Here is a 20,073-nt window from a genome sequence, read left to right on the forward strand (position 1 = left end):
AGCTATTAGCTGTTTGCTTTGAGCTCTGTTTTTTGATGTTTCTTTACTTATTTCAACCAGCCCATTTTGTCCCAGTAGGGTAAATTCAGGAATTCAGGCACCGGGTAGGCTGCTTTTTTTACTTTTTCGAGCATTTCCCGGCTCATGTATTTTCCATTGGCCGTGGCCAGGGCTTTGTCCAGGTATTCCGATTTGTCTATTCCTATGAGTACCGAACCCATATTTTCGAAGGACAAGACAAACTGGGTTGCAAGCGTCGGCAGGTCGGGGAAATTTCCGTTTAACAAATGCTGATAGCCTTCGATGTGCGCTTCCACTTCCGAGAGTGCCGGATGCAGATTTTTCCCACGGTCACTAAGCAATCCCTTCATCAAAACCGACCTGACGACCAAGCCAACTCCTTCTTTTTCCGCAAGATCAAAACATGCTGACTGCCTCTGGTCCATCATATTGAATGGTAGCTGGATGACATCCCAGTGACCGGAATCAATGGCGAGAGCCGTCTCGGACACCAAATAGGTAGAGGCTCCGGCTGTACGGATCATGCCTTTGTTTTTAAGATTTGCAAAAGTTTCAGCTATCGCCTCATTACCAAGTATCTCCGCATCAGCCTGATGTAGCATAAAAACATCCACATATTCCGTTTGCAATGCGCTGAGGCTTTCGGCCAGGGAATTTTCGATAAACTTTTTCAGCAGATGGTCGGCAGGCAGCTTCCCATCCGTATTTCTAAAATGCCTGCATTTGGTGGCCAGTACAATATCCTGACGGCGATCCTGAAAAGCCTTTCCCATGATGGATTCGCTTTCGCCGTACATTCTGGCGGTATCGAAAAAATTGATACCCTTGTCAACAGCTTCATGAAGCAATGCAACCGCCTCTTTTTCCGACAACATATCGGCCTTACTTTCCACCCCAATGCCGTATGGCAAGCCGATTTCCACTCCGCCAAATGCGATTTCGGAAACTTCCAGGCCGGTTTTTCCCAGCAATCTTTTTTTCATGACCAAGCGCTAATTCTCGAGGTAGGAAGTAGCTGATTTTGCAGCTTTGGATGTCTCAAAGGATTTCAGCAGGTCCTGACAGTAGTTTTTCAGACCCACTACATCGGCGCCGATGCTGACAAACTGGTAACCCATGGCAATCAGTTCATTGAGATTTCCGGGTCCTCCGACGGTACCCGCAAACTTTCCATGTTTTCTCGCGACCTCCGCGACCCTGATCCGCGTTTCGATCAGTTTGGGATGGTCCCATTGCCCCGGCGAGCCAATTCCCTGACTAAAATCGCCCGGACCGAAGAAAAGCATGTCGTAACCTTCCAGTGCCGCGATTTCTTCCAGCTGCTCGAGAGGTTCGGGGTCCTCGATCTGCAGGATCACAAAGCGCTGTTCATTCGCTTTCACGAGGTACTCATTGAAATCCATCACGGTATAAGCGCCATCGGAGTTCCCGCCATCAATAGGACGCAGACCTATCGGATGAAAGCGTGTCATGTGCACTACCTTTTTTGCATCTTCCAGGTTCATGATATGCGGCACCATAATGCCGGTCGCGTCCAGTTCGAGCGGACGGATATAGTCGCTGTAACTGCCCCGGGCAACCCTCACCAGGATATCGGTATTATGCGCCTTCGTCGCCCAAACATTCCCGGCCAGTATAGACCAGTCCGTTCCGATATGTTCCTGGTCGGCCCACACGCAATCGAACCCGGTAATCGCTGCAATTTCCGATACGCGCGGGTCCGACAAATTGATCTTGAGACAACTGACAGTTTCTCCTGCCCTGAGTTTTTTTAAGACACGGCTTTCACGCATTTCCAGTCTGATTTCCGGGTGTATAATTGTATCTATGTTTATTCAAAAGTAATGGCCGGAACCTTGGTTTGCTATTACTTTTATAGGGGATAATGGTACTATCTTTCAGATTTGAGTTTTGAACTGCAAATCCGTTATTTCAGTCGTGAACAAAAGACTGGCGTTATCAAATAAATTATTCGACGAAGAAGGGATCCAGTCCTGATTTACCTTTTCCCAATCCTCAAAATCGCATAAGCTGCCGCAGCCCTCACGTCTATATCATCCGACTCTTTTCCAATCGGATTTTCATTATGAAAAAGAGATTCCAAAACAGGCAAATCAAGTTCTGTTCCTTTCTCTGCCAATGCCATTGCCATTTCGGTAAGTTCGGCTTTATTTTTTGATGTTTTGTATTTCAAAAGCGCTTGATGGATGAGCGCTGACTCCTTACTATTACTGCGATCCGTTTTGGGACAAGTCACCCATGCAGCGCTAAGCAAATTCACTTTTGAAGCAGAATAATCCGGCTCATCCAGGGCCATTTTCGAAAATTTTACCCAATCTGCCCATGAAATACCGCCAAGCTGACGAAGCGCGTAGCCAGCTATTGACTTGACCACATCATCCGGCCCGGATGCCAATGCAATCAGTCTTGACTTTGTGTCTTGCAGATGTGTTGCGGAAGTAAAAGCATTGCTCCACAATGTGTACATAGTCAGCGCCTTAAACGGGTCCTGCAATGTTTTTGCAAATAAATCAGGATCATCGTGGAAAGCTGAAATTCTCAGCTTTGCAAGTGTTTCAGCGGCATGTAAACGATCTGATCCGTTGACATTCAGAAATGCCTTTTTGATCTGATCCGTCCAATGCTGCTGTTCTTTTGGCGACGCCGAAGCCTCTGCCAGCACGCGCCAGATCCCGATCCGATAAGGCGACCGGGAGCCAAATCGCTTATCCTCTTCGAGAAACACTTCCCTGACATCCTGGGGATAACCCGCCCAAAGCAGATACTCCGCCGCATGGACCTTGATCCATTGAGGCTGCTCATGCATTACTTTTCTCAAAAGGGAAACATACCGATCATCCCCAAAGCCTTGCGGTCTGTGGGAAACCGGTACAAGCCCAAATAAAAACAGGAAGGCTATGGTCAGGCCCATGGCAATGTTTCTAGCTATTGACTACCAGCTCGTCCAGCCTCCGTCGACCGCCAGGTTATGGCCCGTTATGTAAGAAGAAGCGTCCGAAAGAAGGAAAGCGACTGCCCCTGCCATCTCCTTCGCCTGCCCCACACGGCCCATGGGCGATTTGCCTGACAGCCGGTGAATAAATTCCGGATGGTTTTCCTGGACTGCGGCATTGGGAAAAGGGCCAGGCGAAATGCAATTGCACCGCACATTGGACTTGCCCCAATGGACAGCCAGATAACGCGTCATTTGAATAATCCCCGCTTTCCCCACCCCATATTCAATCGGATTTTTATTCATGGGCTCCTCGTAAACGTCCGGATTAGGGGATACCATTCCGTACATACTCGAAAACAAAACGACACTTCCCCTTTTCTGAGCGGCCATTTCAGTTCCTACCTGCCTTGCCAAATGAAACGTGGCCGTCAGTCCGCCGTGATTCACTTCATCGAAATCGTACGCTGTAAGATCTTCCAGTTTTTTGGCGGTGGTCGCAGCGGTCAGGTTAACAAGTCCATGCGGGACACCGCGTTGGGCAAGCCAGTCAGAAACCGCATTTTCGCAGGCTGGAATATCAGAAACATTCAAGCCCGCGGACAAAATCTCATTTGTGAGGCCGTGTTGTCCAATGAAATTTCCGGCACGATCGTCCAGGTCGACACAAAGGATTTTAGCACCCAAACCATGGAGCGCCAGGACAACGGACTGACCCAGATAACCCGCGCCGCCAAAAACCCAGACTTCTTTACCTTGCAGACTGAATAAATTCACTGATTCGTCATTTTTGTTTCCCTGATTTTTTTCTCGCTCAATTGGCTTGCATGCTCAACCGCTCCTGCCTCAGCTTCTCCTGATATGCCTCCTTCGCCTCCACATCCTCCCTGGCCGACTCTCCAAAATAAACCAGCCCCACTACCCTCCTTGACCGGGTAAGGCTTCGGTTGCCGGGTGCACGATGGATGGTCATTGAATGATGTACCAGTACGTCGCCTGCCAGCACGGGCATGGCAACCTCTGCTTCAAGGTCAGCATCCGTCCCGAAATCCGTAATACATTGTGAAAACCCTAATGTGTCATTTTTTCCATGCGGCCTCATGCCCTGCCGATGTGAACCTGGAACATAATGAAGGCAACCGTTCTCATCATCGACATCTTCCAGTGCGATCCAGAACGTGAGCGCCTGAGGCGGAAATAACATAAAGTAATAAGCGTCCTGATGCGGCGGGGTAGGTTTTCCAATCCCTGCGGGTTTGTTAAAATATTCCGCCTCGCCCTTTACCATTTTCTCCCCCAGCAACATTTCGGCCAGCTTTTCAAATTTACTGCCGTTGACCATTTGTACAAAGAAAGGATCATAGTCAGCCAGATGAAAAAGCTGTTTTAATGAGCCAGGATCATTTTTATCTTCGAAAAAGGCGTGGGCGGACGGCATAGCGGGTACCACGTCGCGGATCAGTCTTTCGAGGTTGGAGCGGATTTCAATAAGTTCGTCCGGGCTTAAAAAAGATTCTAGTTTGATAAAGCCTTCGGTATCGAAGCTTTCCCTTTGTTGTGTCGTGATCATTGTTGTTTGTCTCTACGGGTTGAAACCCGTGTTTGGGAGATCGGTCGTGCCTCTGGCACTTTTTGCTTTTTTCGTTGCCTCGTGTCACGGGTTGAAACCCGTGGGTAGGAGATCGGTCGTGCCTCTGGCACTTTTTTGCTTTTTTTCGTTGCCTCGTGTCACGGGTTGAAACCCGTGGGTAGGAGATCGGTCGTGCCTCTGGCATTACTACACCCTGTCAGTGCCAGAGGCACGTGTCATTCCGCAGCCCTAGATTTCAATCCAGGGCAATCCAGGACATCTGTCGTGCCTCTCACCCGATCACCCTGTCAGTGCCAGAGGCACGCTTCATATCACACAGCGCTGGATTTCAATCCGGGGCTACGCGAGGTCATTTACCAATCTCCAGGATCGTTCCGGCAATATGCCTTGTCCCTTGTTCTATGTTAAAATAATAAGTTACCAGCACTTGCCTATCATTCAGCTCTACGGCCCAGGGGTAGCCAATATCATAACTGCCCCCGTCTTCCCGCAGCACAATTTCTTTGGAAGCGGCATAATCCGTACACTCGGCATTCAGTATCCGCGCCCTGATCCCGAAAGGTTTGTGCCGGTAGCCGTATACCAGCAACACCCGCTGATCGGGAAGGCGCATAGCCTGCAAAGGATGTCCCTGAAAACCCATTTTCTCCCACTTTTGAAAACTTTTGCCACCATCCGTCGAACGTGCAACGCATGCCTGGTCGTCCAGATCGGCGGTGCGCAGAAATGCCACCAGGTCGCCTTTCGGCGTTTCGTAAACCGACGTTTCATTGAAAGAGGCTTTATCGTCGACCGCAACCGGACAGGAGTATTTCCAAGTCAGGCCTCTGTCTTCCGAAATCAGCAAATGATTGGAGGTCTTTTTAGGTGCATTGGACTCCGAGGCTGCCACTACCCAAAACACCCTGCCGTCTTTTCCCTCGTACATGGCCCCGCGGTTGTAGGCCGGTACTGGCTTCCCAAATGCATCGAGATTGATTTCAGGCTTGATGGCGATCGGATAAAGAGGCCCCTTCCAGGTTTTAGCACCATCTGTAGAGCGAAGTATATAACCGCCCTGAAAAATTGCTCCGCCCACTTCGAAGTAAGGCTTTTTCAATTTTTCAACTCCGTCGGGCCGGAGAAATGCCCAACCGTAGCTGGCACATAACAGGGTACCGTCTTTAAGCCGGATCAGGCATGGATCCTGCGACCCTCCGAAGGGATGGGCGTACAATAGATCGGGGTCTTTTGTCCAGTTAATCCCATCTTTTGAACGGACTGTGACCAGATAGCTATTCGGGTCGACATGGCTGCTTGCTTTTTCGCCAAAATTCTTCCTTTCAGGCGCTCGCCTGAATGCGACCAGCAGCTCACCGTCTTTCTTTTTTACAACCGAGGGAAAGGTGGAGTAAAACTGCTTGTCTTCATAAATGATTACATCCCTGACTTTACGCACGCCGGGAACGCTATCCGTTTTCATTTCACGGATCGGCTGCAAGTCCCGCGAATAAGCTGTTGGTAAAAATCCAATCAGTGCCAGCCCGTATCCAAAGGTTTTCATTTTCATTTTTTCGAAAGGATTTGATAGCTATTCTTTCCCGGGAAAATCTTCGTCCTGCCACGAATCATCGCCCGGCCTGTTATCCCAAAGATCCAGTCCTTTGAATATCTGTTTCGGGTCATTGCCTTTCCCGAATTTTTCCGGGAGCGGCCTGAATTTCGCGGGGACGCCGTAAACAAGCGAATTCGCGGGTATGTCCTGCATCACCACGGAACCCGCCGCTACAAAAGAATTCTCGCCAACCGAAACGCCCGGGCCAATCGTGACCGCGCCCCCAATCACTACATGGTTTCCGATGGTAGCCCCCGCAACAACGGGCTCCCGCATCGGCATCATCGCATTCAGGAAATTGACGCCCGGTCCGATAAAGACCATACTCCCAATCGTTGTACGGCTGGGAATGTACACATGCGCCATGATCTTCACCCCTTTCCCGATTTTCAATTTGCCTTCCAGAGTACTGCCATGCAGGATTACAACCCTATCCCCAATTTCACATTCCGCACGGATTGTTACATTGTGCCCGCAAGTAAAGTGATCGCCTATTGTCGTATCCGCATAAATGACAGTCCCGCTGTGAATTCTGGCGCGTTTGCCTACCTGTAAAGGGATTCTGGAGCCTGGATATTGATATCCCAGCATCACATTCGGCTCAATCTCAGCCCCTTCCCCGATTTCACAATTCCGCATCTCCAAAAAATTCTCCATCTTTTTCTCTTTGCCGTCGGCTAAAGCCGGCGGCAATTGATTATTAGTTTTATAAACTTCAGTTTCAGTTGGATTAGCCGACGGATTACCGGGCAAATTGGGCTAATTTGTTGATTGCTACTACCGAGCAGGCGTCGCCCCCCGGGGCTTTGTATGGCGGCACATTGCCTCTATACCTGAAGAATCCGGCCTGGTACTCTCTGTCGTCGCATGCGGAGGCATCGGGGATATACCCGTAGCTTCCGTCTGTATATCCGCCTGTCAACACACAGGGCAATGCGGCTTCACGCTTGATTTTCAGCCCGGTTTTAACAAAAGGCTCATAAGGAAGCCCCACAAATCCTACATCCCCAAACCGCGCCACTACAATACTGATCGGGAGTTCTGTCGGGACATTTTTGAGGTTGTTGGTCTTGTGCTGCTCCAATGCCCATACATACCAGGGACGGACCGACTCCACCAGTCGCGCCCGGTATGGCGGCGTCAACGCCTTTGGAAAATTCATACCAACACATTCATAGGTATTTTCATCCCCGGCATCGCCGCGCTTTACAAAATCGTCGATCGAATCCAGGTCCTTTTGCAGGCTGGTTTGGCTCGGAAGGGGCGAAAGGGGAACGTTCACGATTTCCCTGCTCCATTCCAATCCGGTACGTTTCGATTTTCGCAAGGATTTGGCCGCGATAATGAACGTATCGCCCAATTGCTCACCCAGGAGTCTGGCTTGTTCGATGGTTCCTGTCAGCATATGCTTTGCATTGACATCCCCTCCGCAACCCTGGATAAACGCAACCGGTACACCACCCAGATACTTGGACAGCTTTTCCGAAGCAACTTGCGGAAATTGGCCATAGCTCATCATTTTTTCGGGGTTATAAGCTGCCACGGGGTGCCCGGTAAAAAAGGACATCGCCGCCACGGGTTTATCTGTTTTCCCCTTGAGGATCACGACCATCGCTTCGGGGTCAATCAAGCCGAGGTAGCCTTCGCCGACAAGCATCCTGTCCTCCTCACGCATAAAATAGGATTTTCCATTCAGTCGCCGACCTCTACGGTTATACGTAATCCTGTTTTCCTCAGCTACTCCCCATTCTATTGAGACGGGTTCCAATGTTTTTGCCAGTTGGATCGCGGCCTTCTGCATTTTTTTCAAGAAATCCTGGCCTATCTCCCGCGAAAGCATTTGAGGGCTCCCCGTTTCGGGAGCTTTGGTACTGTCCATATCCAGCCATGGGATTGTATGGTTGTGAGAACCAGAAGTTACTACGGCTTCCGGAGCAATTTTTAAAGTTTTAGATAAGATAGAAACACAAGCATCATGTACAGGGCCGCTTTCCACGATCAGTGGCGACGTGACGAAGCAAAGCCTGTTTACCCCTTCTTCAAAAAGCACAAGGGTAGTTTTCAGGTCGCCATACACTACCTCAATCTTATTTCCGGTCTTGGTATGGCCGGCCGGGGTACCTATTTTGGGGGTTACAGCAAATGTTTGGGCAGAGGCTTTTAAAAAAGCGTCCTGTGCTGAAACGGGAATAATGGAAAGGGCTAAAATTATGAAAGTCGTCGCACAGAGAAAATTTCTCATAACAAATGGGAATTATGAATAAAGAAAATGACTTACAAAATGAGATGGCTAACAGATCGGGCGCCGATGTTATGGAGGTTTAAGCGTTCCCTCAGGTTCATCCTGCATAATTGGCCTAATTCTGTAAAGCAAAGAAGCGCAAATCAATATGGTAAATGCTGCTACCTGGAACATCGTGCTGAGATCTACTTTGGCGTCCCTGAGCATACCTCCGGCATAAATTCCGGCACCTCCCACGATACAGCTGAACAGGTTCAGTATCCCGTACGCTGTGGCCAGATAGCGCTGGTCGGCCACCATGCACAGGATCGGCATCATGTTCGCGTCCAGGAACGGACGGGTAAATGCATATATCATGAATCCAACTACCGCTACCCATGTAATGTCGGTATTGCTCGCCATCAAAATCCCCGGCGCGGCAATCACCAACCCCAGTGCCGGAAGCAGGATACGTGCCCTTTTGTTGGTTTTATCCCAAAAGTCGGCGATTGCCCCGCCGGAAAGTACGCCAAGGAGCATAGCCGTAAAAAAGTAGCCGGTCGCATAAATGCCTGCCTGGGTCTGCGTCAGATGAAAATGCTCCTTGTAGTAAGTAGGAAGCCAGCCGACGATCATCCAGCTGGCCACTCCCAGTAAGCCCCAGGCAGCGAGCGCGGTGAGGTACGCTCTCTGCTTCAATAGGTTTTTCATCGCATCCAAAAAGCTGATACGCTCATTTTCGGATTGTTCGGCAGCCGTGAGTATGGTTTTAGGAGCATCTTTCAATGAAAAAGCAAGTAGGACGGAATAAACCACGCCGATCGCGCCAAACACCATAAATGCAAAATTCCAGGTGCGGCTTTCGGCGAGCCAGCCGCCAACAAAACCAAGGCTCTGTCCCACGTAGACACCTGCTATGTGGATCCCGGTAGCCTTGGACCTCGTGGGCCCTTTGTGGTATTCAACAATGAGCGCCAGCGCAGCTGGTATATAGCATGCCTCGCTGATTCCCATCAATGCCCTCGTGATGAGTAGTTCTTCGAAAGTGGCAGCATGGGAAGTAAGCCACGTGACGAGCGACCATACAAACAAGCTGCCGATGATCACCCGGCTCCGGTTAAAGCGGTCGGCCAGGTAGCCTGCCAGCGGACTCAAAAGACCGTAAATCCATAAAAAAGAGGAAGTCAGCAAGCCAAACTGCGCCTCGGACATCGGGATCGCCTCTACAATGGACGACCGCATGGTGGTGATCATCGTGCGGTCGAGGTAATTAAGCCCTCCTACCACACAGAGCAACAGAACAACAAGCCAGGGATAAGAAAACAATCTGGGGGCGGGGCTTACATCACTTTTAAGCATCAGAAATCGTGGGTTAGGAATAATCAGCGACATTGTAGGCAACATCTCATTCCAGCCTACTTTTGTACTGTCTTTTTTATCTTATACAAAATTATATTTCATAAAGATAGCATTCCTCTACTTTCGTTTTCATAAGTGATATTATCTTTCACCGGAGGATGCCGCAACCTTAACCAGCTTTCTGAAGACTCGTGCCTTAGTTGAATTTAAAGGAATACAAGTCCGCGTCTTTGATGACGATACGAAGCCTGACAGGTTTTGAAGCCAACTCAGACAAATCCTCACTTCCCTTCCATGAAACAATCCGTTTGATCTCATTTCCGATAATGGTCTGGCATTCGTCCAGTGTAAACCCCGGGATAGCCTTGCCTTTTGCGTCCTGTATTTCGATCCTGATCTCGCCCGCTGCCGAAGTGGAGTAGTTAATTTCGAGCTCGTCGCCTTTGAAAGTAAATGGCCTGGTGATCATCTCGCCACCTTTGAAAGGCGCATGAAGTGACGTAAAACCGTCTAAACGCATCGAATAACGCTTGATATGGGATGTCGGCTGGGCATACTCCTCGTTGACGTACAGCGACATCTCGGTATCGCTGGTCTGCACCACGTTCAATGCAGGGTAGTTTGATCTTGAAACCCAGTTTGCCAGGCCAATCCCCGGCCGGATAAACGATTCCATAAAAGTGCGGTCGTACGTGCTGCCACCTCTCGACGACATGAATATCGCGTCGGAGCAGTCGTTATAATACTTGGGGTTCACGTTCAATTGAACCGCCTGTTCATCCGAAACAACCTTCCGGTCCGGCATAAACCTGGCGCCGATGGCTACGTAAATGTGCGGTGCGCGGAAGTACGGACTGGTTTGCTGGGTGTATAAATGTTCCAGCGGCGTATCCCCGAATGTCATCGCCACCGGCTCAGACCAGTGAATGAAATCATCGGACGTGGTGCGGCTAACCGACCTGAATCCTTTGAAACCATCCCCCGTCCAGCTCCTGAAATAGCAAACGTAACGTTGCTCGCTTTCGGACCAGAATGATACATTTTGCGAGTCGAACAGGCCTTTTGTGAAAACACTTTCATCTTTTAATTTCTTCCAATGAATACCATCCGGTGAAGCATAAGCCATTAATCCGCTCTTTTTCGTCCCTCCCAGAGCTTTGTATTTTTCACTGGGTTTTACTTTGGGATTTTTGTCCAGAAAAGGACTGAAATTGTGCGTGACGGGTGCTTCATGGGCCAGGATCACATTGTTATTTTTCGAACCGTCCACTTCCTTCAAGCCCAGGTCTGGTTTAGTCCAGGTAATGCCATCTCTGGACTCGGCATAACAGGTCGTTTCGCCCTCGTTTCCGTCAGCCCCTCCGTCCCGCACGCCGCGATAGTACGCACGGAAGAGATTTCCGTCTTTGATCATGGTGCAATAAGCGCTGAAATTCCCTTCCCACGGTTTATCAAATTTCAAAACCACCCCCTCGTTGCGAGGATTGTGCAGCACGATCGACGTCCCATCCATCCTGTCTATCAGGTATTTATCAACAAAAATTTCTCTCCGGTTACCAATTTCAAGCGCTTCCTGGGCATTTGCGGCATTGCCGGCGGGCAAAACAGCCAACAGACAGAAGAAAAGGAGATGAAAGGTTGGTTTCATAGTTGGTTTTTTAATACATCACGTCAATTAGTCTTTCACCAATCGCACGGAAAGCCCTGCGGTCATGACGAAACTATTTTTTTCCAAACCTGAATTTTTGTAAGATAAAATCCGGCAGTAGCTGTTGTCTACCAGGTACCTGGTCGTACTCCACCAGTATCCGCCCGCTCCGGCCTGAAAAAAAGGACCGCCATAATAAGCGGGCTTTTCATGGCTGCGGTACCCGCCGGGGATGCCGTTGAACCCGCTTTCATTATTCCCGTTGCCGCCGTCTCGCCAGCCTTTGAGCGATTTCAAGCTTTTCCCGGCGGCATCGCTTCCGCCTAATTGTTCGGCCAGCTTCGCCCATTCCTCGTCACTGGGCACATGCCAGCCCTCGGGTGCCAGCTTCCTTTTATCCATCACCGCCCAAAAGTTGTACAACTTGCCCAACCTCTTATTCTTCACCGGATCATTGTCGTAATAACACCAAACCGGCGTTCCTTCAATACAGGCTTTTTCCCAGGCTTCGTAGCTATCTGCTTCCCGGATCGCGTCGCCGTTGCGGAACTTGCTCACGTCCAGGTTTTCGGCGGTCCATTCCTGAGTGCCGATTTTAGTTGATTTTAGCGCTGTCACAAAAGAATTGCTCGTGGTGACAGTCGCGTCTTTGCGGATTCCCAGGTAATTGCCAAGTGTGACGACGGACAATAATGCTATTAAAACAAAATGACTCATTTTCATCATTCAGATCATTTAAACCGGATCGAATAAAGATCCGCGTCTTTTAAATAAATATGTAAACGGACAGGTTTGGAGGCCAGTTTGGACAGATCGGCGCTGCCATTCCAGGTCACTGTCCTGGCGGTTTCATTCCCTACCAGTTCCTGTGAATCGAGCATCGAAAATCCAGGGGTATCTTTGCCGTTTTCGTCCTGGATTGCAATCCTGATCTCTCCCACCGCAGACGTAGCGTAATTAATTTCCAGCTCTTTACCAATGAACGTGAAGGCTTTGGTTTTCATCGCCCCGCCTTTGTAAGGTGCGTGGAGCGAGCTGAAACCGTCGAGACGCATGGCGTAGCGGCGCAAATGCCCGGTAGGCTGCGCGTAGTCCTGGTTTACATAGAGCGACATTTCGCTTTGGCCGGTGGGCACCACGTTCAAGGAAGGATAATTGGTGCGTGCCGACCAATGGTTAAGTCCCACAGCCGGTCTGATAAACGCCTCCATAAAGGTACGGTCATAGACATTTCCACCCCTGGAAGTCATCAGGAAAGGTTCCGATAAGCCTTTGTGCTGACTGGGGTCCACTTTCAATTCGTTCAATTGATCCAGGGAAGCAATCTGGCGGTGCGGCACGAACCGCGACCCGATGGCAATGTAGATATGCGGGGCCCGGAAATACGGACTGGTCTGCTGCGTATAAATATGTTCGTAGGGCGTATTGCCGTACGACATTTCGGCGGGTTTGGACCAGTGGATAAAATCTTTGGAGGTAGCGCGGCTTACCGACCGGTAACCTCTCTCCCCGCCGCCGGTCCACGAACGAAAGTAGCAAACGTACACCTGCTCGGTTTCCGACCAGAATGATACGTTCTGGGAATCGAGCAGCCCATCCTTAATTACGCCCTGTTCACTCATTTTTTTCCAGTGAATACCGTCTGCGGAAGCATAGGGCATTAGCCCGGTTTTGTTGTTCCCGCCAAACGATTTGAATTTCTGATCAGGCGTCGCATTGGGATTTTTATCCATAAAAGGGCTGAAATTATGCGTAAACGGTGTTTCGTCGAGGATCACATTGTTTTCTTTCGACCCATTGACCTCGATAATCCCCAGGTTGGGCTTCTCCCAGTTGATCCCGTCTTTGGACTGGGCATAGCAGGTATTGTCGCCGTTTTTACCGTCTGCCCTTTTGTGGCCGCCCCGATAGTATGCCCTGTACAAATCCCCGTCTTTCAGGATCGTGATATAAGCCGGCGCAAAAGTTTCCCAGGGTTTGTCAAAATGGATCACCGCCCCTTCGTCCCGGGGCGCATGCATCACGAGTTCGGCCCCTTTCAATTCCTGGATCAGGTAGTGGTCTACAAAAATTTCGCGTTTGCTGCCTAATCCGATGACACTTTTATCCTGGGCACGCTCTGCCCCCGTATAGCTGCACAGCGCAACCGCGACGGCAAGCAAAGCGCATCCAAAAACTTTGATTTTACTCATTTTAAACGAATTAATATCCAGGATTTTGCTTTACAAGCGGTTCGAGGCTCAGGATCGTCTCACTCAGCGGGAACAGCAGGTCATTTTCTGTTTTGCCTTTCAGAAGCGGTACTTTCTCCAATGCCTTGCCAAATCGCACCAGGTCGTACCAGCGTTTTCCTTCCTGGATAAGTTCGAAAAGTCTTTCCTGAAGAATCGCATCGTCATTGGCTGCCTGGGTACCATTTACAAATGTGTGCGCCGCAAAGTTGGCCCCATAAGCACGTTTCCTGATCAGGTTCATCGCTTCCGAAGGATCCTGCCCCAAACCATTCTGGGCTTCTGCCTTCATCAAAATGATGTCCGCATAGCGATAAAGGATAAAATCGTCGTACATTACCCTTACGCCGCCAGTAATTACGCCCGGCCATTTCTGATCAATGTTGTAAAGGAAGGTGGTAACGCCGTCTTTGGTCTGGTTCACTTCAATGAAAGTCGCATCCTTCCGGAGGTCGTCATTGCTGAATTGCTTGGTGACCAGCGTAGACATTTGCCAGTATCCATCTTTGCCCGAGTAAGGTAGCAGTTTGTCGATCACGCTTTGCGGGGTGAATGGTGCAGTAGGCGCCGCCAGGGCAGTTACCCCGCCGAAGACAGACCGCGCGGAGGATTCGCCTTCCGCAAACCGCACACCCATGATGATCTCTTTATTTCCTTTGTTGGTAAAGCTGAACACCGATTTGAAATCCGGCAAAAGCTGTACATCGCTTTTCTCCACTTCGGCAATCGCAGATAACGCGGTCGTGAAATCGGCAGCGCCTCCGTTGAGTTTCTTGGCAGTCCACAGAAAAACATCTGCCTTCATCGCATTGACGCCCGGTTTCGACCACTTGATACGTCCGGCGGGAATGTTGTTGGAAGAAAACAAACCCAGCGCACTTTCGATATCCTTTTTGATCAGGGTAAAAACGGCACTTTGCGGGGACCTCTCCTTGTAAATTTTTTGAGGATCAAAACCTTCCGTTGGTTCTTCCAGCAGGATCAGGTCGCCCCAGGTTTTTGTCATCGTGAAATAAACAAATGCCCGTGTCGCATACGCCTGCGCCAATATGTCGTTCTTGTCGGCTTCGGTCGTGAAAGGAATGTCCGGCACATATTTCAGGATCAGATTGGCATCCTGGATCACGGAATACATGGTCGACCAGTCGGGACCGGCATTGACGCGACTCAGCGCATTGGTAAAGGCATAAAAGTTGATCGATGGGTCAAAACCAAAATTCTGTACCCAGATCTCGCTCCGTGCTTCGCCCCAGATAAAAAAGTTGGTCGCCGCTTGTGTCCGCATCCTGACATACATCCCGTTCAGTGCGCCTTTTGCGTCTTCCTGGGTGTTCCAGAAAACGGTATTGGTGATCTGGCTGATCGGTTTCAGCGTGAGATCGTCGGTACAGGACGAGACGGTCATCGCTGCCAGGACGCTGAATATCAATGTTCGTATGATTGGTTTCATAATTAAATGCTGTTTTGGATTCTGTATTTTTTAGAGGGCCGGGGATATCTGCAAACCGAAAATAATGTTGCGCGGCATCGGGTACCGTCCGCTGTCGGTGCCTCCTTCTTCGGGGTTTAAGCCGGTGAACCTGGTGAAATATTTCAGGTTGTTGGCCGTCACATGCAATCTTACATTACTCAGTTTCAATTTCTTGATCATGCTTTGCGGGAAGACGTACGACAGCGATATCTCTCTCAGGCACAGGAAATCGCCCTTTTCGTAGTAATGCGAGTTGCCGCGGTAGAGGTTCGACTGCTGGTTTTGATCAGCCCAGAAATAGCGCGGAATGTCTGTAATGTCGCCCTGCTTCTGCCACGACCTGGTCACTGCTTTCGAGATCGCGTTTTGTCCCGAGAAGTTGCCGAGTACCCGCGCCTTGGTTTCGTTGTAGATCATATGGCCCACGGTATAGTCCATACGTACGGCCAAACCAAAACCTTTGTAGTTGAACCGGTTGGTCATGCCACCCGTCCAGGTTGGGTACGGGTTGCCCATGTACACCCTGTCCTTGTCGTCTATGATGCCGTTTTTGTCGGTATCCTGCCAGTTTACGTCACCACCGTGCTTGGTTTTGTCGGTACCCACCACGAGCATATCTTTCGGACCCGCCGCCGCTTCCTCGTCGGTAGAATAAATGCTCAGCTGCTTGTAGGCAAACATATCGCCGATCCGGCCGCCTTCCTGCAGACCTCCTTTCCAGGCATAAGTACCGGTTTTTTCGTCCCAGATATTGAAGCCGCCGATCCGGTTTTTGTCGATACCGTTGTTCGGCAATTTCAGAATTTTCATCTTTACATGACTGGCATTGGCAGAAACCGTCCACTGAAATTCTGATGAAGACGGGAGTATTTGCGCGTTGATTTCAAATTCCAATCCTTTGTTTTCAAGACTTCCCAGGTTTGTCAAAATACTCGTAAAACCGGTTGTTCTCGGTAGGGCCAGATCCGTCAGCAAGTTATCCGTCACCCTTCTGTACATATCGAAGACACCAGTAATCCTGTTGTTGAAAAGACCCAGGTCGAAACCAAAGTTCAATGTTTTAGATCGCTCCCACTGCAGGTTCGCGTTGGCCAACGCAGAGTTATAAATCGCTGCTTCACCATTGTAACGCTCTCCGACGGCATAGGCTCCCTGCGCCTGGTAATTTCCAAGTCCGCTGATATTTCCGTTCACGCCGTAGCTGCCCCTCAATTTCAGGTTGGTCACGGCCGTCGGTATCACTTTCCAGAATTCCTCACGGTGCAGGTTCCATCCGACTGAAACGCCCGGGAAAAAGCCCCATTTGTACTCAGCCCCCAGGTTCGACGCACCATCGTAGCGCGCATTGACGGTTACCAGGTATTTCTGGTCAAAGTTGTAGTTGATCCTTCCAAAATATCCGTACAGCAACTGTTCTGATTCTGTGCCGGTTACGCTCCATGGCGTGGCAGAAGCATTTAATGTTGGAATGATATCCGTCGCCGCATTCCTGCCGACCGCCTTCGTATCGGTAGTACTAGCTTTGAAATACGAATAACCCAATGTCGCCTCGAAATTATGGTGCGGGCCGAATGATCTGACGTAGTTCAAAACTGCATCGGCCTGTTGCTGATTTAACACAGTCGTGGCATAAGTAGCTTCGCGGTTCTGGTTGAGTACCAGCGGGCCGTCGAGGTAGGATTTCAAAAAAGTGCGGTTGGCAAAATTGTTGTTCATGATCGACAATTGCGGCCTGAATGTCAGCCCCGGCAAAATGTCCCATTTGGAACCTACTACGACCGTATAGGTATCGCGGCGCCTTTTTGCGTCGTAGCGGCTGATGTAGTAGGCAGGGTTACCATTGGTAAAAAGCCTCCCGGGAGCGAGTGAACCGTCTTCAAAAGCATATTTCGATGTCTGGGCCGTGTTAATGTTGTTTTTAAATACAACCCCTACATCCGGCACCTGGGCGTCGTCCACATTGGAATAGTTGAGCCTGCCGAAGAAATTCAGGCCCTTTGTAGCCTGCACATCACCGTTCAGGTTGAGCGACAGCCTTTTATAATCGGTATTGATGGAAATCCCCTGCGCGCTGAGGTAACCCAGGCCCATGCTGTAATGTACCTTCTCCGATCCCCCGGAAACATTCAGGTTATGATCGTGGGTGTAAGCCCGGCGGAAAACGGTTTTTTGGAAATCGGTCCCTTTGAAGATCAGCTCTTTGCTTGGATCGAGCGGGTCGGGTGCCGTTTCCCATTTCGCGCCCCACTGGTCGGCCGGAAGACCCAGCAGATATTGGTTCTCCGGTGAAAGGTACATGGTGGTAAAGGCCGTTTTGTTGGTCAGGTCGTTGCCCGTACCGCCCGCATTTGCCTGCGTCAAAAATGCCAGAACGCTGGGTGATTTCACCCCACTGGCCGCTATCCCCATTCGCATGAATTTGATAAAATCTTTTGCATCAGCTAGTTCGTACGTATTTCCTACCTTGGAGGTAGTCAGGTTGTAATTGTAGCTCACCTGCGTTGTACCCGTTTTCCCGGATTTGGTTTCCACAATGATGACCCCGTTAGATGCTCTTGAGCCGTAGATGGAGGTGGAAGCTGCATCTTTCAAGACCTGGATGGATTCAATGTCCGTCGGGTTAATGTTGTCCATATCGTTACGGATAACGCCATCGATCACATATAACGGCGTCGAACCATTGGGGTTGTTGATCGAAGTCCCTCCTCTCAGGATTACCCTGGGCCGTTCGCCCGGCTGTCCGGAGGTACTCTGGACGCGTAAGCCTGCAATGGTCCCCTGCAGGGCCGAAGCAGGGTTGGCGTACGTTACGTTCTGGAAAACCTTGGTGTCCAGTTTTGAGATGGAGGTAGTGACCGTTTCACGGGACTGGGAGCCGTACCCCACCACTACAACTTCTTTGAGGACAGATATATCCGCAATCAGCGTCACATCAATCGAAGAGCTGTTCCCTGCGGCGATCTCCTGGCTTTTGTAACCGATAAAAGAAAATATCAGGTTCGTGTTTTCAGAAGGCACCGTGATCGAATAGCTTCCGTTGGCATCGGTGCTTGCGCCGGTCGTAGTCCCTTTTAACTGGATGTTGACTCCGGGCAGCGGCTCGTTTCTTTCATCGATTACTTTTCCTGAAATTTTTCTGACATCCTGAGCAAATGCAGTAGGTCCGGAAATACACAGTAACGTGATGACAAAAACGGCAGGCTTACAAAGAAAAAGATTTAATAAAATTTTCTTTTGCATAACAATAGGCTTAGAAGGTTTCGCAAGATTAACTTTTGACAAAATTACCTTCTAACAAATGCGTAGTCCGCTACTTTTGTTTGCTTTTGTAATACTATTTTTCAAAAGTGGAATCGGGCATTCCTTAACCCGTCAGCATCGGCTTCTGAGACCATTTTTTATAAAAAAAGCCCGCAGTTGAAAGCCGCGGGCCACAAAAATCGGACTGTAACCCGCTATCGCATGGCCACGTCTTCTCCCGATTCGTCGGCAGCAAGATCATCCCAAAGCGACGCGTGAATGCAGAATGAGCCTGACAATGTCCTGGATTCCCTGAAAGGAAACCGGAATACGCCGTCCTTCAGCTTTGCGGGGGACCAACTGTCCTGTTGGCTTGCGTCGGTTGTCTCCGACAGCCATCTGAACTCGACGGTAGCGCCATTTGCCAAGTTCAACCTGACATCCATGCTTTCGCTGTAAACCGGCCTGTCAGGGAATTGGGTTTCGAAGGAGAATCTTTTCTTCACCTGGTGTTGGGTCACTTTGAAAGTCAGCAGGAAAGCCGAAAACGGGTCCCCATTGGGGCGCAGCTTCGTATCCAGGAAGCCGGTATGGATGTGTAAGCTTTTTAGCGGAAAATCTTCCCGGTTCTTCCGAAATGCATTTTCGCAGGGATTTTGTTTGCGCTGATGCAAGTAAACCCCCGTCCCCCTGACGGATAATGAAAACTCGATGTCAAAAAACTCTGCAGCTCCGTCTGTTGGTGCCTTGATGAGCAAGTTCACATCTTCCAGCCACATCCTAACCCGGGTATCCCCAAACAAAAAGCGCCGCACGTTTTCATAGGTTTCGAAACTATTGACAATGCCTCTTCTTCCCGAATGAGCCCTGTGAACATTAGCCCAGTAGGCCCCTTTGATATAAGCTTTGTCTTGTTTAACCAAACCGTCGCTGTGGTCTCCTGTGGCCTTTTTTACAAAATTATAGCTATTGTAGTCGCTGCCTATGATACAGAGGCATCTTCCTTCCGGAAAGGTGCCGTTTAAAGACTGCAGGCTCGGAAGGGGCTGGTTCGTCAGATTCAGATACTGCCGCATGCGGTTTTCCTTGAATATCGCCCCGTTCAGCAAATTTGCCTCACCTACAAGAAGGTCTTCCAGAAAATCGGGGATTGCACCGAGCTCTATCCCGCCATGAGGGGTCCCCATTGTAACGAAACGATGAATCCAACGTTCCGGACCGTCGCCAACACCTGTTGACAGAAGATTTTGGATAAGGCAGCGGCTTACCAGCCCACCCATCGAGTGGGCGATGATGATCACTTTATAGTCTTTCCGCCCTTCGCCCAAATCTGCTCCTGCGTCCTCCATTTCCTGCGGAATTGTTTCGCAGATCAACTGCCTCAGGTCCTTGGCATGGTCTATGATATCGCGGACACTGCCTCTAAGCACATCCTCATCGTAAAATCTGCTGATCCAGAGACTTCTGGTTGGATTTTGCATCGTCCCTCCGCCATTGCTAAGCGCCAGTGCCAGACCACCATTTGCGGCATCCACATAACCGTACTCTTTCAAAAAGCGAATGAGCTGCCCTTCAAATATGATAGGCTTGCCATAGTCGGGTGCCGGCGCATGGCGCTTGTCGACGGACGTTTCGCTATATCCGTAATAAGCGTCAAAAAATGCCTCTTCCCTCGATCCAGAGGTAGGCGTGAAACCCCTTACGTAAACAATCGGATAAAAATTTCCTTCAATTTTAACCATAC

The 20,073-nt window shown here is 49.8% G+C and carries 15 protein-coding genes; all 15 read right to left on the reverse strand.

Annotated features, from left to right (window positions below; translation table 11 throughout):
* Positions 1–47: 47 nt before the first annotated feature.
* The 15 genes from AC1XUF_RS07985 to AC1XUF_RS08055 all read right to left on the reverse strand — a co-directional run bounded on the left by AC1XUF_RS07985 (position 48) and on the right by AC1XUF_RS08055 (position 20,071).
* On the reverse strand, positions 48–1,004 hold the full coding sequence (locus tag AC1XUF_RS07985) for an aldo/keto reductase (protein ID WP_483341154.1): 957 nt from the start codon (positions 1,002–1,004) through the stop codon (positions 48–50).
* 9 nt (positions 1,005–1,013) lie between these two features.
* The gene (locus AC1XUF_RS07990; protein ID WP_483341155.1) at positions 1,014–1,814 is read right to left on the reverse strand and encodes an HpcH/HpaI aldolase family protein; all 801 of its coding nucleotides are present in this window, start codon (positions 1,812–1,814) and stop codon (positions 1,014–1,016) included.
* A 206-nt stretch (positions 1,815–2,020) separates the two neighbouring features.
* A complete protein-coding gene (locus AC1XUF_RS07995) occupies positions 2,021–2,953 on the reverse strand; it encodes a hypothetical protein (protein WP_483341157.1) in 933 nt (310 codons plus the stop codon).
* Between the two features lie 21 nt (positions 2,954–2,974).
* Positions 2,975–3,751 carry an SDR family oxidoreductase gene (locus AC1XUF_RS08000; RefSeq protein WP_483341158.1) on the reverse strand — a complete coding sequence of 259 codons (777 nt, stop codon included), beginning with the start codon at positions 3,749–3,751 and terminating at the stop codon, positions 2,975–2,977.
* Between the two features lie 37 nt (positions 3,752–3,788).
* Positions 3,789–4,544 (reverse strand): phytanoyl-CoA dioxygenase family protein, encoded by a 756-nt coding sequence (locus AC1XUF_RS08005; protein ID WP_483341159.1) that lies wholly within the window; start codon positions 4,542–4,544, stop codon positions 3,789–3,791.
* 370 nt (positions 4,545–4,914) lie between these two features.
* Complete coding sequence (locus AC1XUF_RS08010; RefSeq protein WP_483341160.1) at positions 4,915–6,114, reverse strand: sialidase family protein; 1,200 nt, start codon at positions 6,112–6,114, stop codon at positions 4,915–4,917.
* Positions 6,115–6,135: 21 nt separating this feature from the next.
* Positions 6,136–6,852 carry a DapH/DapD/GlmU-related protein gene (locus tag AC1XUF_RS08015; protein WP_483341161.1) on the reverse strand — a complete coding sequence of 239 codons (717 nt, stop codon included), beginning with the start codon at positions 6,850–6,852 and terminating at the stop codon, positions 6,136–6,138.
* 49 nt (positions 6,853–6,901) lie between these two features.
* Positions 6,902–8,401 carry a hypothetical protein gene (locus AC1XUF_RS08020; protein WP_483341162.1) on the reverse strand — a complete coding sequence of 500 codons (1,500 nt, stop codon included), beginning with the start codon at positions 8,399–8,401 and terminating at the stop codon, positions 6,902–6,904.
* A 69-nt stretch (positions 8,402–8,470) separates the two neighbouring features.
* Positions 8,471–9,739: an MFS transporter gene (locus tag AC1XUF_RS08025; RefSeq protein WP_483341163.1), complete on the reverse strand. Its 1,269-nt coding sequence runs from the start codon at positions 9,737–9,739 to the stop codon at positions 8,471–8,473.
* A 196-nt stretch (positions 9,740–9,935) separates the two neighbouring features.
* Positions 9,936–11,387 (reverse strand): hypothetical protein, encoded by a 1,452-nt coding sequence (locus AC1XUF_RS08030; RefSeq protein WP_483341164.1) that lies wholly within the window; start codon positions 11,385–11,387, stop codon positions 9,936–9,938.
* A 27-nt stretch (positions 11,388–11,414) separates the two neighbouring features.
* The gene (locus AC1XUF_RS08035) at positions 11,415–12,113 is read right to left on the reverse strand and encodes a fibrobacter succinogenes major paralogous domain-containing protein (RefSeq protein ID WP_483341165.1); all 699 of its coding nucleotides are present in this window, start codon (positions 12,111–12,113) and stop codon (positions 11,415–11,417) included.
* 5 nt (positions 12,114–12,118) lie between these two features.
* Entirely contained in the window at positions 12,119–13,579 is a 1,461-nt protein-coding gene (locus AC1XUF_RS08040) for a hypothetical protein (RefSeq protein WP_483341166.1), read from the reverse strand.
* A 10-nt stretch (positions 13,580–13,589) separates the two neighbouring features.
* Positions 13,590–15,068, reverse strand: a complete 1,479-nt coding sequence (locus AC1XUF_RS08045; RefSeq protein ID WP_483341167.1) for a RagB/SusD family nutrient uptake outer membrane protein — start codon at positions 15,066–15,068, stop codon at positions 13,590–13,592.
* A 30-nt stretch (positions 15,069–15,098) separates the two neighbouring features.
* The gene (locus AC1XUF_RS08050) at positions 15,099–18,329 is read right to left on the reverse strand and encodes a SusC/RagA family TonB-linked outer membrane protein (protein ID WP_483341168.1); all 3,231 of its coding nucleotides are present in this window, start codon (positions 18,327–18,329) and stop codon (positions 15,099–15,101) included.
* A gap of 215 nt (positions 18,330–18,544) precedes the next feature.
* Positions 18,545–20,071, reverse strand: coding sequence for an esterase/lipase family protein (locus AC1XUF_RS08055; RefSeq protein ID WP_483341169.1), 1,527 nt, complete (start codon positions 20,069–20,071; stop codon positions 18,545–18,547).
* Positions 20,072–20,073: the final 2 nt, after the last annotated feature.

The organism is Dyadobacter sp. HNCC25DJ185, from assembly GCF_056895195.1.

What these genes read in the sequence shown, in the direction of transcription:
- AC1XUF_RS07985 (WP_483341154.1), bottom strand. Translation starts at nt 1,004, where the DNA reads ATGAAAAAAAGATTGCTGGGAAAAACCGGCCTGGAAGTTTCCGAAATC.
- AC1XUF_RS07990 (WP_483341155.1), bottom strand. Translation starts at nt 1,814, where the DNA reads ATGCGTGAAAGCCGTGTCTTAAAAAAACTCAGGGCAGGAGAAACTGTC.
- AC1XUF_RS07995 (WP_483341157.1), bottom strand. Translation starts at nt 2,953, where the DNA reads ATGGGCCTGACCATAGCCTTCCTGTTTTTATTTGGGCTTGTACCGGTT.
- AC1XUF_RS08005 (WP_483341159.1), bottom strand. Translation starts at nt 4,544, where the DNA reads ATGATCACGACACAACAAAGGGAAAGCTTCGATACCGAAGGCTTTATC.
- AC1XUF_RS08010 (WP_483341160.1), bottom strand. Translation starts at nt 6,114, where the DNA reads ATGAAAATGAAAACCTTTGGATACGGGCTGGCACTGATTGGATTTTTA.
- AC1XUF_RS08020 (WP_483341162.1), bottom strand. Translation starts at nt 8,401, where the DNA reads ATGAGAAATTTTCTCTGTGCGACGACTTTCATAATTTTAGCCCTTTCC.
- AC1XUF_RS08025 (WP_483341163.1), bottom strand. Translation starts at nt 9,739, where the DNA reads ATGCTTAAAAGTGATGTAAGCCCCGCCCCCAGATTGTTTTCTTATCCC.
- AC1XUF_RS08030 (WP_483341164.1), bottom strand. Translation starts at nt 11,387, where the DNA reads ATGAAACCAACCTTTCATCTCCTTTTCTTCTGTCTGTTGGCTGTTTTG.
- AC1XUF_RS08035 (WP_483341165.1), bottom strand. Translation starts at nt 12,113, where the DNA reads ATGATGAAAATGAGTCATTTTGTTTTAATAGCATTATTGTCCGTCGTC.
- AC1XUF_RS08040 (WP_483341166.1), bottom strand. Translation starts at nt 13,579, where the DNA reads ATGAGTAAAATCAAAGTTTTTGGATGCGCTTTGCTTGCCGTCGCGGTT.
- AC1XUF_RS08045 (WP_483341167.1), bottom strand. Translation starts at nt 15,068, where the DNA reads ATGAAACCAATCATACGAACATTGATATTCAGCGTCCTGGCAGCGATG.
- AC1XUF_RS08050 (WP_483341168.1), bottom strand. Translation starts at nt 18,329, where the DNA reads ATGCAAAAGAAAATTTTATTAAATCTTTTTCTTTGTAAGCCTGCCGTT.
- AC1XUF_RS08055 (WP_483341169.1), bottom strand. Translation starts at nt 20,071, where the DNA reads ATGGTTAAAATTGAAGGAAATTTTTATCCGATTGTTTACGTAAGGGGT.